The following is a 14417-nucleotide window of genomic DNA, read 5'->3' on the forward strand; positions in this document are numbered from 1 at the left end:
GGTTTCAACGCCGTGCACGTGCCCGAGGCGTTCAGCGCATCCAGGGCCTCCTGCGGGAACCTGGAGTTCTCGTCGACGTCGGTGGCGTGCGGAGCGATCTCCTTTTCCGCCAGCGCCCGGATCGCGGCCCGCAACTCCTGGTGCTCTTCGGGCAGTTGGAACAGATCGAACGACGGATTTCCGGCCCATCCAGCCATTTTGAGACCTCCTAGTCTCTTGCTACTCGCGGGTAACTTTACCCTGCAGCTGTTGTAACGCCGCATCCTTGGCCGCAACCGTCTCGGCCAGCTGATCCTGGAACGACACCACGCGGGCCCGCAGTTCCGGGTCCGAGGACCCGAGCATCCGCACGGCCAGCAAACCGGCATTGCGGGCGCCACCGATGGACACCGTGGCCACCGGCACCCCGGCCGGCATCTGCACGATCGACAGCAGCGAATCCAGTCCGTCCAGCCGCGCCAGCGGCACCGGCACCCCGATCACCGGCAGCGGCGTCGCCGCGGCGACCATGCCCGGCAAGTGCGCTGCCCCGCCGGCACCGGCGATGATCACCTCGATGCCCCGATCAGCCGCAGTGCGTGCGTAGTCGAACATCACCGCGGGCGTGCGGTGCGCCGACACCACCCGCACCTCGTGCGGGATGTCGAATTCGGCCAGTGCTGCGGCGGCGTCCTGCATCACGGTCCAGTCGCTGTCGCTGCCCATGATCACCCCGACGCGAGGCGCGCTATTCATCTAAGCCGCTCCTCCTCATCGCTACGCTCTGCATCGTCATCGGCGTTATTCATCTACGCCGCTCCTCCTCATCGCTACGCTCTGCATCGTCGCCGGCGTGCGGATCCCATCCGTCCGTCCACTGCGCGTGCGATAACCAGTGTGCCGCCAGTTCGGCACGTTCCCGCAGCTTGGCGAGGTCTTCGGGCCCGGCCACGTCGGTACCGACAAAGTTGATGTGCCCCACCTTGCGACCGGGACGCTCGGTCTTGCCATACAGGTGCACCCGGGCGTCGGGCATCCGGGCAAACAAGTGGTGCATGCGCTCGTCGACACTCATGGTTGGTTCCTGGGCCGCGCCCAGGACATTGGCCATCACGGTCACCGGCGCCACCGCGTCGGTACCCCCCAGCGGGTAGTCCAGCACCGCTCGCAAGTGCTGCTCGAACTGGCTGGTCAGCGAGCCATCCATGGTCCAGTGTCCAGAATTGTGCGGCCGCATGGCCAGCTCGTTGATTAGCAACGCACCGTCGGTGGTCTCGAACAGCTCCACGGCGAGCACACCGACCACACCCAGTTCACCGGCCAGCCGCAGCGCCAGCCGCTGAGCCTCGGCAGCCACTGCCTCGGTCAGTTCCGGTGCCGGGGCGACCACCTGGACGCAGATACCGTCCCGCTGCACGGTTTCCACCACCGGCCACGCCGCGCCCTGCCCGAACGGCGAGCGCGCCACCAGCGCGGATAGCTCCCGCCGTAGCGCCACCCGTTCCTCCACCAGCGCCGGCACCCCACCGGATAGGTAATCGCGGGCGATGTCACGGGCCTGCGCCAGGTCCTGCGCCACCCGCACGCCCCGGCCGTCGTAGCCACCGCGGGCAGCTTTGACAACGACCGGGACGCCGACGGTCGCGGCGAATTCATCCAGCTCATCGATGCCGTCGGGGCTCTCGATGCCCAGGTAGCGCGGCACCGGGGCGCCGAGGTCAGCCAGCCGGCGCCGCATGACGAGCTTGTCCTGGGCGTGCAGCAACGCCTGCGGCGGCGGCGCCACGTTCACACCTTCGGCCACCAGCTTGTCCAGTAGCTCGGACGGCACGTGCTCGTGGTCGAACGTCAGCACATCGGCCCCGGCCGCCACGCGTCGCAAATCCTCCAGATCGGTGTGCGAGCCCACCACCACGTCGGGAGCGACCTGCGCGGCGGGCTCGTCGGCGGAGTTAGCCAGCACGCGTAGACTCTGCCCGAGCGCGATGGCGGCCTGATGCGTCATACGGGCCAGTTGACCACCGCCAACCATGGCGACAAGCGGGCGACGGGAACTCGGCACGGCAGTCATGTTGTCACGACGGCTGACCGGCGTGTTTCCCGGCCATGCTGCCAAATTGTTATGTACCATTTTGCGTCGCTTTCGAGATCAACCGTAGACTGGCGTGCTGTGTCCTTTGCCGATGCCACAATTGCGCGCCTCCCCGGGGTAATTCAGCCCTTTGCGATGCGCCACCACGAGCTGATCAAATTCGCCATCGTCGGCGGCACCACTTTCATCGTTGATTCAGTGATTTTCTACACACTGAAGCTCACGATTCTCGAGCCGAAACCCGTCACCGCCAAGGTGATCGCCGGCATCGTCGCGGTAATTGCGTCCTATGTGCTGAATCGGGAATGGAGCTTCCGGGACCGCGGTGGCCGCGAACGTCACCACGAAGCATTGCTGTTCTTCGCGTTCAGCGGCGTGGGCGTGCTTTTGAGCATGGCTCCGCTGTGGTTTTCCAGCTACGTGCTGGAGCTGCGGGTGCCGCACGTGTCGTTGGCCGTGGAAAACCTGGCCGACTTCCTCTCGGCCTACATCATCGGGAACCTGCTGCAGATGGCGTTCCGGTTCTGGGCCTTCCGTCGCTGGGTGTTCCCCGACCAGTTCGCGCGCAACCCGGACAAGGCGCTGGAATCCGCGCTTACCGCAGGTGGCATCGCCGAGGTATTCGAGGACGCGATAGAGGATGGCTTCAAGGACAGCAACGTGACCCTGCTGCGGTCGTGGCGCAATAGGGCCGGCAGCGGACGGGGTCAGCTGGGCCGGGCGCGAGGGTCTTCTGAAGACCCGGTGTCGAAGACTTCGTGATAGAGCAGCGCATGCACCTCGCGCAGGCGCGGAATGTTGGAGAATTCCAGCGGATCTTGTGACGCTGACTCGATAATCAGCGTCCCGGTCCGAAAGACCCGTTCGAAAATGCGGTCCCGGAACTCCACGCTGTTGATCCGGGCCAGCGGAATGTCGATGCCGCTGCGGGTCAGCACGCCGTGCCGGTACATCACCCGGCGGTTGGTCACCACAAAATGAGTGGTGAGCCAGCTCAGGAGCGGCCACACGGTGACCCAGCCGATGATCACCAGCCAGATGCCCCAGACCACCCCGTGCAGGATCTTCTTCGCCATCGGCTGCCACTGGGTGGATTCGACGAAACCTGACCCGAGGGCAGCCAGGCCGGTCAACAGGATCAATGCCAGGACCGGCAGGATCAGCCGCTTCCAGTGCGGGTGGCGATGCAAGACCACTTTCTCGCCCGCGGCCAGGGCATTGTCCGGATAGCTCATGACGTGACCTTAATCCGAGGTGCGGATTCGCAGCGCAGTCTTCAGCGCAAATGCACGACGTCGCCCGCGGATACCACCACGGTCCGACCCGATCTGCTCTCGTCGGCGGGATCCCACGTTTCCAGGCACAACCGGCCATGGTCGTCGATGTCGCGGGCGATGCCGACCAGTGCCTGGCCGCCCGGCAACTCGGCGCGCACCCGGGAGCCGATGGTCAGGCTGCGGGCCCGGTATTCATTGGCCAGCTGGGGGTCGGCACCACCCGCGGCGCGCCAGGCGGTGATGCGGTCCCCGAGTTCCCGCAGCAGCCGGCAGACCAGCACATCGCGGTCGGGATGCTCGACGCCCTGGTCAAGCAGCGATGTGGCACCGGTCCCTTCGATGTCTTCGGGAGCCTCGGTCACGTTGAGTCCCACCCCCACCACCGCGAACGGCTGCGCGACCTCGGCGAGGATCCCGGCCAGCTTGCCGCCACCGGCCAGCACGTCGTTGGGCCACTTCAGGCCCGCTTCGACGGTGCTGACGCCCGCCACCGAGTCGACGACGGCCAGACCCGTCGCCAAGGTCAGCCAGCCCCAGCCCGCGGTCGCAATGTCGTCGACCCGCACACCTACCGACAACGTGATCTGCGCCCGGGGCGACGCCGACCAACCGCGGCCGTGCCGTCCCCGCCCGGCGGTCTGGTGCTCGGCGATCAACACCGCGCCGTCGATGTCGGCGCCGGACGACGCCCGCGCGAGCAGGTCGGCGTTGGTGGAACCCGTTTGCGCAACGATGTCGAGTTGCCGCCAGTACGACGACTCGCCGATCACCCCGGCGCGCAGTGCGGCCTCGTCGAGCGGCGGCCGGAGCTGATCGCGGTCGGTCATCCGCCCAGCTTAAAGATTCGCCGCGGGCACCAGCATGTCCCGCACCGCCAAATGACTGAACAGCATGCTGGTACCGATCGGGTTGCCGCCACCGGGATATGCGGTGCCGCTGGGTGCTGCCATGGTGTTGCCCGCCGCATACAGGCCGGGGATCGGGTCGCCCGACCGGTCCAGCACCCGCGCGGCTGAGTCGGTGCGCAGCCCGCCCTTGGTGCCCAGATCCGAAATGCCGAACGCCGCGGCGTGAAACGGCGGCCGGTCTATCGGCACCAACGGGGACGCGCCGCCGGAGAACGCGCGGTCGAAGGCCTCGTCGCCGCGGCCGAAGTCTTCGTCGACGCCGGCGGCGGCGAAGCGGTTGAATCGGGTTACCGTCGCCACCAGCCGATCACCTGACACACCGATCTTGGCGGCCAACTCGGGCAGCGTGTCGGCGGTGTGCCACAACCCCGCGTCCACATACTTCTGCGTTTCCACGATGGGGACGTTCGCGGCCTTGACCGGCGGCACCTCGCCTTCTCGGTCGTCGTAGATCATCCAGTAAGGCAACGTCATCGAACCGTCCTGCAGTTGCGCGATGATCTCGCGGCCGGCGCGGTCGTAGGCCCGGGATTCGTTGACGAACCGGTTGCCATGCTGGTTGACGAAGATGCCCCCGGTGAACCACAGCGCAAAGGCCGAGCGGCCGTCGGGATGGGTCATGCCCGGTGACCACCACGCCTGATCGAGCAGGTCGGTGTCGGCGCCCGCCGCGATGCCGGCCTGCAACGCCTGGCCGCGGCTGCCGGGGCAGCCCATGGTGTTCCGCGCGACGCCCGGGACGCCGTACTGGCGGCGCAGGTCGTCGTTGCTCTCGAAGCCCCCGGCCGCGAGCAGCACACCCAGCCGGGTCCGGATCGCGGTGCGTCGGCCGTCGTTCTCGACGACGGCACCCACCACCTTCCCGTCGTCGAGGACGAGTTCGATCAACGCCGTGTCGCGGCGCAACGTGGCGTTCGGGTACCGGCCGATGGCTTTGAGGAACCGCGCAATCAGGGCCCGTCCGCCGATGTAGTAGTCGGGCGGGGTGGGCGCGCCGAGCCGCTCGGTGTCCAGCGGCCCGCGGATTGCGTCCCGCAGTTCCGGCGCGGCGGCCACCTTCAAAGGTTTGGCCGCGATGTGTCGCTGGCCGTCCAACCGGGCCTTCGGAGCCTTGCCGTAATAGTCCGGCCACGGCAGCGGGACGAATTTGATCTCCGGGTCCTGCTCGAGATATTCGATCAGCGGGGCGCCGCCGCGGACGAACGTTTCCTGCAGCTCGCGGGGAGTACGGTCGCCGACCACGGCGTGGTAGTAGGTGAGCGCGTCGTCGATGGTGTCTTCGAGACCGCCCCAGTTGCCGGCGCGGATCAGCACCGGATTGCACGGGAACCACACCCCGCCACCGCCCGAGTAGGCGGTGGTGCCGCCGAACTTGTCGGTGGCCTCGACGAGCAGCACGTCAAGGCCCTCCCGGGCCGCTGTATACGCGCCGGTGACACCTCCGCCGCCAGAACCGGCCACCAGCACGTCGTGTTCTTCGGTCCACTCCACGGCCATACCGGCGCCCATCAGCGGAGACTACTTAAGGACTCGTTAAGGGCGTGCGAAGGGTCCCTGGCCCTTGCCGATAACATCGACTCCCATGACAAGCGTTACCGACCACACCGCAGAGCCGGCCGCCGAACACACCATCGATATCCACACCACCGCAGGCAAGCTGGCGGAACTGCACAAGCGCCGGGAGGAGTCGCTGCACCCGGTCGGTGAGGCCGCCGTCGACAAGGTCCACGCCAAGGGCAAGTTGACGGCGCGGGAGCGCATCACCGCGCTGCTGGACGAGGATTCGTTCGTCGAGCTCGACGCGCTGGCCAAGCACCGCAGTACCAACTTCGGGCTGGAGAAGAACCGTCCGGTTGGCGACGGTGTGGTCACCGGCTACGGCACCATCGACGGCCGCGACGTGTGCATTTTCAGCCAGGACGCCACGGTGTTCGGCGGCAGCCTCGGCGAGGTGTACGGCGAAAAGATCGTCAAGGTCCAGGAATTGGCGATCAAGACCGGCCGCCCGCTGATCGGGATCAACGACGGTGCCGGAGCCCGCATCCAGGAGGGTGTCGTCTCGCTCGGCCTTTACAGCCGGATCTTCCGCAACAACATCCTGGCGTCCGGCGTCATCCCGCAGATCTCGCTGATCATGGGCGCCGCGGCCGGCGGGCACGTCTACTCCCCGGCCCTGACCGACTTCGTGATCATGGTCGACCAGACCAGCCAGATGTTCATCACTGGACCCGACGTCATCAAGACCGTCACCGGCGAGGACGTCACCATGGAGGAACTCGGTGGCGCCCACACCCACATGGCGAAGTCGGGCACGTTGCACTATGTCGCGTCGGGCGAGCAGGACGCCTTCGAGTATGTGCGCGATCTGCTCAGCTACCTGCCCCCTAACAACGCCACCGACGCGCCGCGGGAACCGGCTCCGCTGCCGGTCGGGGCCATCGAAGACAACCTCACCGATGAAGACCTCGAGCTGGACACGCTGATCCCGGATTCGCCCAACCAGCCCTACGACATCCACGAGGTGATCACCCGCATCCTCGACGAGGACGAGTTCCTGGAGATACAAGCGGGTTACGCCCAGAACATCGTGGTCGGGTTCGGGCGCGTCGACGGTCGCCCAGTGGGCATCGTGGCCAACCAGCCCACGCACTTCGCCGGTTGCCTGGACATCAACGCCTCGGAGAAAGCAGCCCGCTTCGTGCGGACCTGCGACTGCTTCAACATCCCGATCGTGATGCTCGTCGACGTCCCGGGCTTCCTGCCCGGCACCGGTCAGGAATACAACGGGATCATCCGGCGAGGCGCCAAACTGCTCTACGCCTACGGCGAGGCCACCGTCCCGAAGATCACCGTCATCACCCGCAAGGCCTACGGCGGTGCCTACTGCGTCATGGGTTCCAAGGACATGGGATGCGACGTCAACCTGGCCTGGCCGACGGCTCAAATCGCGGTGATGGGCGCCTCGGGTGCGGTCGGGTTCGTCTACCGGCAGAAGCTCAAGGAAGCGGCCCAAGCCGGCGAGGACGTCGAGGCGCTGCGCTTGCAGCTGCAGCAGGAGTACGAGGACACGCTGGTCAACCCCTATATCGCTGCTGAACGCGGGTATGTGGACGCGGTGATCCCGCCGTCGTACACACGGGGGTACATCGGGACGGCGCTGCGTCTGCTGGAACGCAAGATCGCTCAGTTGCCGCCGAAGAAGCATGGGAACATACCCCTGTGAGTCGAGTGAGCGGAACGAACGACAGTGAGTGACGGGAACGAGACGAACGATGCAACTTCTGTGAGTCGAGTGAGCGGAACGAGCACAGCGAGTGACGGGAACGAGACGAACGATGCAGCCCCTGTGAGTCGAGTGAGCGGAACGAACGACAGTGAGTGACGGGAACGAGACGAACGAGGCAGCCCAGCCGCCCCAGCCGCACATCCAGATCCTCAAGGGGCAACCGACCGTCGAGGAACTGGGCGCGTTGATCGCGGTGCTGGGCAGCGTCGGCGGCGGAACCGCGCCACCCCCACCCGAGCCGGCCCGCTGGGGGCTGCCGGTGGACAAGTTGCGCTATCCCGTCTTCAGCTGGCAGCGCATCACTCTGCAGGAAATGGTGCACATGCGTCGATGACCCGGCTGGTGCTCGGGTCGGCCTCCTCCGGTCGCCTCAATGTGCTCCGCCAGGCCGGCGTGGATCCGCTGGTGCTGGTCTCCGGCGTCGACGAAGACGAACTGATCGCCGCGCTCGGTCCAGACGCCGCGCCCGACCGGGTGGTGCGGGCGTTGGCCCAGGCCAAAGCCGAGCAGGTGACGGCCATGTTGCTCGATCAGCGCCCTGATGTCGCCGCGGATTGCGTTGTGCTGGGCTGTGATTCGATGCTCTACCTGGACGGCAAACTGTGCGGCAAGCCCGCCTCGATTCCCGACGCGCGCCGGCAGTGGCGGTCGATGGCGGGCCGAGCCGGTGAACTGCACACCGGGCACTGCCTGATCCGGGTGCGGGACCTCAGCGTCGCGCAGGTACATGCCCAAACGTCGACCACGTCGGTGCGCTTCGGCTCCCCATCGGTGACCGACTTGGAGGCGTACCTGGCCAGCGCCGAACCACTGCGGGTCGCCGGGGCGTTCACGCTGGACGGCCTGGGTGGCTGGTTCGTCGACGGCATCGACGGCGACCCCTCCACCGTGATCGGCGTGAGCCTGCCACTGCTGCGCTCCCTGCTGGCACAGTGCGGCCTCTCGGTCGCCGCGCTCTGGGCCGGAAACGTCAGTGGCTCGTCTTAGTGTCAAGCCGTGATCACCTGGGCAGAGTTCGCGGCCGGCGCGCCGGCCATCGCCACCATCTTCAGCAACCGGCACCGCGCGGCCGGCAACCTGTGCATGCTGGCCACACTTCGATCCGACGGATTCCCGCGCATCAGCCCGATGGAGCCGCGAATCTTCGAGGACCAACTGTGGATCACCGGTATGCCGGACACCAGCAAATACCGTGACCTGCAACGCGATCCGCGGTTGTGTCTGCACACCGCAACGGTCGACACCGCCGTGACCGAGGGCGACGCGAAGCTCTGGGGACTGTCGTATGTGGTGCCCTACGGCGAACTCCACCGACGTTTTGCCGCGGCGTTGTTCGAAGACGTCGGGATCGACCTGCGGGAGCTGGAGTTCGACCTCATCGGCGTCGATATCACCGGCGCGTCGGCGGTCCAGGTCCATGACGGGCACTTGGACATCACCATCTGGAAGCCGGGCCAGCCCGAACGAACGGTGCGGAAGCACTGAGTAGGCTTTCAGACGTGCCACTTCCCACAGATCCAAGCCCCACCCTGTCGGATTACGCCCACCCCGAACGGCTCGTCACAGCCGACTGGCTGTCCGCCCATATCGGCGCGTCCGGCCTGGCGATCGTCGAGTCCGACGAGGATGTACTGCTCTACGACGTCGGTCATATCCCGGGTGCAGTCAAGATCGACTGGCACACCGACCTCAACGACCCCCGCGTTCGCGACTACATAACCGGCGAGCAGTTTGCCGCGCTGATGGACAGCAAAGGAATCGCCCGCGACGACACGGTCGTGATCTACGGCGACAAAAGCAACTGGTGGGCGGCCTACGCGCTGTGGGTGTTCACTCTGTTCGGCCACCCCGACGTGCGGTTGCTCAACGGCGGCCGGGACCTGTGGCTCGCCGAGCGCCGTGACACCACCTTGGACGTCCCGAAGAAAACCTCGACCGGCTACCCGGTTGTGGAACGGAATGACACGCCCATCCGGGCTTTCAAGGAAGACGTGCTCGGCGCGCTGGGCAGCCAGCCGTTGATCGATGTGCGCTCCCCGGACGAGTACACCGGCAAACGCACCCACATGCCCGACTACCCGGAGGAAGGCGCACTGCGCGGTGGCCACATCCCCACCGCCCGGTCGATCCCGTGGGGCAAGGCTGTCGACGAGAACGGCCGATTCCGCAGCCGTGCGGAACTCGACGAGCTCTACGGGTTCTTGACGCCGGACGACAAGACAATCGTCTACTGCCGAATCGGTGAGCGGTCCAGCCACACCTGGTTCGTGCTCACCCACCTGCTGGGCAAACCGGACGTGCGCAACTACGACGGTTCGTGGACGGAGTGGGGCAACACCGTACGGGTGCCGATCGTCGGCGGCGAAGAGCCGGGAGCTGTGCCGGCCCGATGACCATGCCAGCACCGCTGGCCGAAGTTGTGTCAGATTTCGCCGACGTCCAAGGCCAGGAGAAGCTTCAGCTGCTGCTGGAATTCGCCAATGACCTTCCAGAGCTGCCGCCCGACCTCGCCGAGGCGGCCATGGAACCCGTGCCGGAGTGCCAGTCGCCGCTTTTTCTGCACGTCGACGCCAGCGATCCCAACCGGGTGCGGTTGCATTTCAGCGCGCCGGCCGAGGCACCGACTACGCGCGGCTTCGCCTCGATCCTGGCGGCGGGACTGGACGAGCAACCCGCCGAGGCCATCTTGGCGGTGCCGGAGGATTTTTATACGGAGCTGGGTTTGGCGGCTCTGATCAGTCCGCTGCGGTTGCGCGGAATGTCGGCCATGCTGGCACGAATCAAGAGGCGCCTGCGCGAAAATCCGTAAGGGGGAACCGCGTGACCGGGCCGAGGGTGCGGCGCATAAACTTCCCCCGACAGACTTGTAAGAGATTCTCTTAGAGACGATGACGTCCGGCCATACAGGAGGCGCAGTGCCCAACTCCAGGATCTCCAAGGTTCTGGTCGCAAATCGCGGCGAGATTGCAGTCCGGGTGATCCGGGCGGCCCGGGATGCTGGACTGCCCAGCGTGGCGGTGTATGCCGAACCCGACGCGGATGCACCCCACGTGCGCCTGGCGGACGAGGCGTTTGCTTTGGGCGGTCAGACCTCTGCCGAGTCCTACCTGGACTTCGAGAAGCTCCTGGATGCGGCCGCCAAATCCGGCGCCAACGCCGTCCACCCCGGTTACGGCTTCCTGTCCGAGAACGCCGACTTCGCCCAGGCAGTGCTGGATGCCGGTCTGATCTGGATCGGCCCCAGCCCGCAGTCAATTCGCGACCTGGGTGACAAGGTGACGGCACGCCACATCGCCGCCCGGGCGCAAGCCCCGCTGGTACCGGGCACCCCCGATCCGGTGAAGGACGCCGACGAAGTCGTCGCGTTCGCCCAGGAGTACGGCGTGCCGATCGCGATCAAGGCCGCGTTCGGTGGCGGCGGCCGCGGGATGAAGGTGGCGCGCTCCATCGAGGAGATTCCCGAACTGTTCGAGTCGGCCACCCGCGAGGCGGTCGCGGCGTTCGGCCGCGGCGAGTGCTTCGTCGAGCGCTACCTGGACAAGCCGCGGCACGTGGAGGCGCAGGTCATCGCCGACCAGCACGGCAACGTCATCGTCGCCGGGACCCGCGACTGCTCGCTGCAGCGCCGGTTCCAGAAGCTGGTGGAGGAAGCGCCCGCGCCGTTCTTGACTGACGCGCAGCGCAAAGAGATCCACGAGTCGGCCAAGCGGATCTGCAAAGAGGCGCACTACTACGGCGCCGGGACGGTCGAATACCTGGTGGGACAGGACGGCCTGATTTCGTTCCTCGAGGTCAACACCCGGCTGCAGGTCGAGCACCCGGTCACCGAGGAGACCGCCGGCATCGACCTGGTGCTGCAGCAGTTCAAGATCGCCAACGGTGAGAAGCTGGACATCACTGAGGACCCGACGCCGCGCGGGCACGCCATCGAGTTCCGGATCAACGGCGAGGACGCCGGCCGCGGCTTCCTGCCCGCGCCGGGTCCGGTGACGAAGTTCAACCCACCCAGCGGCCCGGGTGTACGGCTGGACTCCGGCGTCGAGACCGGTTCGGTGATCGGCGGCCAGTTCGACTCGATGCTGGCCAAGCTCATCGTGTACGGCGCCGACCGCAACGAGGCCCTGGCGCGCGCCCGGCGAGCCCTGGACGAGTTCCAGGTCGAGGGCCTGGCCACCGTCATCCCGTTCCACCGTGCGGTGGTCTCCGACCCAGCGTTCATCGGCGACGAGAACGGGTTTACCGTGCACACCCGCTGGATCGAGACCGAGTGGGACAACACCATCGAGCCCTTCACGGCCGGTGAGCCCATCGACGAGGAAGAGTCCCGCCCGCGGCAGACGGTGGTCGTCGAGGTCAACGGCCGTCGGCTCGAGGTGTCGCTGCCCGGCGACCTGGCCTTGTCCACCGGGGCACCCGACGCGGTCGGGGTTGTTCGGCGTAAGCCCAAGGCGCGGAAGCGGGGCGCGCATTCCGGCGCGGCTGCTTCCGGTGACGCGGTCACGGCTCCTATGCAGGGCACCGTCGTCAAGGTCGCTGTCGAGGAAGGCCAACAGGTTTCCACCGGCGACCTGGTGGTGGTCCTCGAGGCGATGAAGATGGAGAACCCGGTGACCGCCCACAAGGACGGCACCATCACCGGCCTGGCTGTCGAGCCTGGCGCAGCCATCACGCAGGGAACGGTGCTCGCTGAGATCAAGTGAGTCCGGCCTGAAACCTGGCGTCCGATGACTGCCCGGAGTAGGGTTCGAGGCAGGTTGAGTTCACAGCCGCCTGGAAAAACGTCCTGTACGTGCGTGAGGGCCGCGGTGATCTCCCCGGTTTAGGGTCATAGGACCCACGGCTTCGCACACTCGATGTGATCCACAGCAACGAATTTCGTTCACTGATGGGAATCACAATGTCTGTGAAACAACCATGGCCCAAGGGGCCACCTGCCGACTTCAGAGCCCGATGGGATCTGTCGAATGGCGTGATCCGTGCCTACGGCGAGCTTGATGCCGCCAACGCCGACCAGTTCGCCGAGTACGTTCGTCGCTGCACCGAGCACCACCGATGGCTCACACTGGACCTGACCGCCGTGACATTCATTGGCACAGCAGGGTTTTCGGCATTACATCGGATCAACGTGGCGTGCTCGGCGGCCGATGTGCGGTGGGCCATGCTGCCCAGCCCGGTGGTCGCGCGACTGTTGCGCCTCTGCGACCCGGACGGGGTGCTGCCGGTCGCTGAGTCCACGACGACGGCCGACCCGCAACACGCGTCGCTACTCCAGCTGGTCACGGAGTCGGGTTAAGGACTTGGCCAGCAAGCGGGACACATGCATCTGTGAGATGCCCACCCGCTCGGCAATCTGAGTCTGGGTCATCGACTCGAAGAATCGGAGTACCAACACCATTCGTTCCCGCTCGGGCAGCGCCTCGAGTAACGGACGCAGCGCCTCGCGGTTCTCGATTCGATCCAAGCCGGCATCTACGTCGCCCAGCGTGTCCGCGATAGCGCGGGCGTCGTCATCTTCGTTGCCACCGCCGCTGTCGATGGAAAGAGTGTTGTAGGAACTGCCGGCAACCAGACCCTCGACCACCTCGGCTCGGTCCATACCGAGTTCGGCAGCAAGCTCGGTTGCGGTGGGAGCTCGGCCCAGCCGCTGCGACAGCTCGGCGGTCGCGGTGCCCAGCCGTAAGTGCAACTCCTTGAGACGGCGCGGAACCTTGACCGACCAGCTGTTGTCGCGGAAGTGGCGCCGAACTTCGCCCATGATGGTCGGCACCGCGAACGAGACGAAATCCGAACCGGTTTCGACGTCGAAGCGCACGACGGCATTGACCAATCCGACCCGCGCGACCTGGATCAGGTCGTCGCGCGGTTCGCCACGACCCTCGAACCGCCGCGCAATATGGTCGGCCAGCGGCAAGCAGCGTTCAACGATCTTGTCTTGGTGCCGCTGAAATTCCGGCGAGCCGGCAGCAAAAGCTGTCAGCTCACGGAACATCTCCGGGACATCGGCGTATTCATTGGGTCGCGTGTTCGAACCGCCGGCAGTTTGCTCAGTCAACTGGCCGTCACTTACTAGGGGCCGCCCGTCGCGCTGTCAACGAGATTCCGAAGACACTACCCGTTGCGTCGGGCTCGCGACCGTCATGGAACGTCTGGACATCATCGGCCAGTGAGGTCAGAACATGCCAACTGAAGCTGCCCGGCGCCACGACATCGTGAGTGTCACAGGCGGCGGAGGCCTCCACCACGAGTTCGTCCTCGCGCGGGTCGACCACCAGGATCAGTTTCGCGCCGGCGCTCGCCGAGCGGATCAGTCGAGTGCACGCCTCGTCGACCGCCAGTCGCAGATCCGCGACGGCGTCGAAGTCGAGGTCTTCGAAAGTGCCGATGGCACCAACCAGGGTGCGCAACATCGCCAGGTTCTCCAGGCGCGCAGCAACCGTCAATTCGACGGAGCGGTACCCGCGTTGGCGCCCGTCAGTGCGCTGATCCGCATCGCTCATGTGGCCTCCCGGCAATATTCGACCGACACCACCCTTGGCAAGGGTCCGGTCCGCGGCGCCGACTTGCGGCCCGCTGCGCACCAAGGGGTCGAGTCGGTTGGTCATGATCGCCACCGGGTATTCAACCAGTTGCTGGCGAGGCAGCCGTAACCGACACAGCCCGCGCGGGCTACATCGAGTCCGTCGCGGTAAGCGCCGGGGTGATATTGGTCGTGTTTATCGTGGTTGCAGTAGGTATGTATAAGGGTCGTGCTGCGTTTTCGTCCCGCATGATGTGGTAACCACGCTGACGGAAGACTGCCGGTACTCATCATGGTCTACACCTGATTCCCATCGCCGGAGAGCGTAAAACCCGCAATCGCTCACATTTCCGGCGGG

General features: G+C 66.2%; 16 protein-coding genes and 1 pseudogene. 9 read left to right on the forward strand and 8 right to left on the reverse strand.

Annotated features, from left to right (window positions below):
- The 3 genes from A5636_RS09550 to A5636_RS09560 all read right to left on the reverse strand — a co-directional run.
- On the reverse strand, positions 1 to 197 hold a 197-nt coding region (locus A5636_RS09550), incomplete at its 3' end, for an acyl-CoA dehydrogenase family protein (RefSeq protein WP_172827196.1).
- Between the two features lie 22 nt (positions 198 to 219).
- The gene (gene purE / locus A5636_RS09555; protein ID WP_065158401.1) at positions 220 to 735 is read right to left on the reverse strand and encodes a 5-(carboxyamino)imidazole ribonucleotide mutase; all 516 of its coding nucleotides are present in this window, start codon (positions 733 to 735) and stop codon (positions 220 to 222) included.
- Positions 736 to 784: 49 nt separating this feature from the next.
- Positions 785 to 2050, reverse strand: a complete 1266-nt coding sequence (locus A5636_RS09560; RefSeq protein WP_172827197.1) for a 5-(carboxyamino)imidazole ribonucleotide synthase — start codon at positions 2048 to 2050, stop codon at positions 785 to 787.
- Positions 2051 to 2149: 99 nt separating this feature from the next.
- Between A5636_RS09560 and A5636_RS09565 the strand changes: the two genes are divergently transcribed.
- On the forward strand, positions 2150 to 2833 hold the full coding sequence (locus tag A5636_RS09565; protein WP_065158402.1) for a GtrA family protein: 684 nt from the start codon (positions 2150 to 2152) through the stop codon (positions 2831 to 2833).
- Here A5636_RS09565 and A5636_RS09570 read toward each other — a convergent pair.
- The 3 genes from A5636_RS09570 to A5636_RS09580 are packed head-to-tail and all read right to left on the reverse strand — an operon-like array spanning position 2779 to position 5765.
- Positions 2779 to 3306 carry a PH domain-containing protein gene (locus A5636_RS09570; RefSeq protein ID WP_065158403.1) on the reverse strand — a complete coding sequence of 176 codons (528 nt, stop codon included), beginning with the start codon at positions 3304 to 3306 and terminating at the stop codon, positions 2779 to 2781. The genes A5636_RS09565 and A5636_RS09570 overlap by 55 nt on opposite strands.
- A gap of 41 nt (positions 3307 to 3347) precedes the next feature.
- Complete coding sequence (locus tag A5636_RS09575) at positions 3348 to 4175, reverse strand: biotin--[acetyl-CoA-carboxylase] ligase (protein WP_065158404.1); 828 nt, start codon at positions 4173 to 4175, stop codon at positions 3348 to 3350.
- A 9-nt stretch (positions 4176 to 4184) separates the two neighbouring features.
- The gene (locus tag A5636_RS09580; RefSeq protein WP_065158405.1) at positions 4185 to 5765 is read right to left on the reverse strand and encodes an FAD-binding protein; all 1581 of its coding nucleotides are present in this window, start codon (positions 5763 to 5765) and stop codon (positions 4185 to 4187) included.
- 73 nt (positions 5766 to 5838) lie between these two features.
- Here A5636_RS09580 and A5636_RS09585 point away from each other — a divergent pair, with 73 nt between their 5' ends.
- From A5636_RS09585 to A5636_RS09620, 8 genes and pseudogenes are all read left to right on the forward strand, one after another.
- Entirely contained in the window at positions 5839 to 7479 is a 1641-nt protein-coding gene (locus tag A5636_RS09585; RefSeq protein WP_065158406.1) for an acyl-CoA carboxylase subunit beta, read from the forward strand.
- A gap of 24 nt (positions 7480 to 7503) precedes the next feature.
- Positions 7504 to 7876, forward strand: a pseudogene (locus A5636_RS25375) (acyl-CoA carboxylase subunit epsilon); the annotation flags it as partial.
- Positions 7873 to 8529, forward strand: a complete 657-nt coding sequence (locus A5636_RS09595; RefSeq protein WP_065158408.1) for a Maf family protein — start codon at positions 7873 to 7875, stop codon at positions 8527 to 8529. The pseudogene A5636_RS25375 and the gene A5636_RS09595, both read left to right, overlap by 4 nt.
- A gap of 9 nt (positions 8530 to 8538) precedes the next feature.
- Positions 8539 to 9027, forward strand: a complete 489-nt coding sequence (locus tag A5636_RS09600) for a pyridoxamine 5'-phosphate oxidase family protein (RefSeq protein ID WP_065158409.1) — start codon at positions 8539 to 8541, stop codon at positions 9025 to 9027.
- A 14-nt stretch (positions 9028 to 9041) separates the two neighbouring features.
- A complete protein-coding gene (locus A5636_RS09605; protein WP_065158410.1) occupies positions 9042 to 9935 on the forward strand; it encodes a sulfurtransferase in 894 nt (297 codons plus the stop codon).
- Positions 9932 to 10351 (forward strand): SufE family protein, encoded by a 420-nt coding sequence (locus tag A5636_RS09610; protein ID WP_065158411.1) that lies wholly within the window; start codon positions 9932 to 9934, stop codon positions 10349 to 10351. The genes A5636_RS09605 and A5636_RS09610 overlap by 4 nt, the downstream gene beginning before the upstream one ends.
- Positions 10352 to 10457: 106 nt before the next feature.
- Complete coding sequence (locus tag A5636_RS09615; RefSeq protein WP_253900549.1) at positions 10458 to 12242, forward strand: acetyl/propionyl/methylcrotonyl-CoA carboxylase subunit alpha; 1785 nt, start codon at positions 10458 to 10460, stop codon at positions 12240 to 12242.
- A gap of 185 nt (positions 12243 to 12427) precedes the next feature.
- Positions 12428 to 12835, forward strand: coding sequence for an STAS domain-containing protein (locus tag A5636_RS09620; protein ID WP_065158437.1), 408 nt, complete (start codon positions 12428 to 12430; stop codon positions 12833 to 12835).
- On the opposite strand, the gene A5636_RS09625 is transcribed toward A5636_RS09620, so the two are convergent.
- Together A5636_RS09625 and A5636_RS09630 are read right to left on the reverse strand one after the other, a co-directional pair.
- Positions 12806 to 13594 carry an RNA polymerase sigma factor SigF gene (locus A5636_RS09625; RefSeq protein ID WP_065158413.1) on the reverse strand — a complete coding sequence of 263 codons (789 nt, stop codon included), beginning with the start codon at positions 13592 to 13594 and terminating at the stop codon, positions 12806 to 12808. The two genes, A5636_RS09620 and A5636_RS09625, sit on opposite strands and share 30 nt — an antisense overlap.
- Positions 13595 to 13601: 7 nt before the next feature.
- Entirely contained in the window at positions 13602 to 14039 is a 438-nt protein-coding gene (locus A5636_RS09630; protein WP_065158438.1) for an ATP-binding protein, read from the reverse strand.
- Positions 14040 to 14417 lie beyond the last annotated feature (378 nt).

This window comes from Mycobacterium asiaticum, from assembly GCF_001673315.1.
In the GTDB taxonomy this organism is placed as follows: Bacteria; Actinomycetota; Actinomycetes; order Mycobacteriales; family Mycobacteriaceae; genus Mycobacterium; species Mycobacterium asiaticum_B.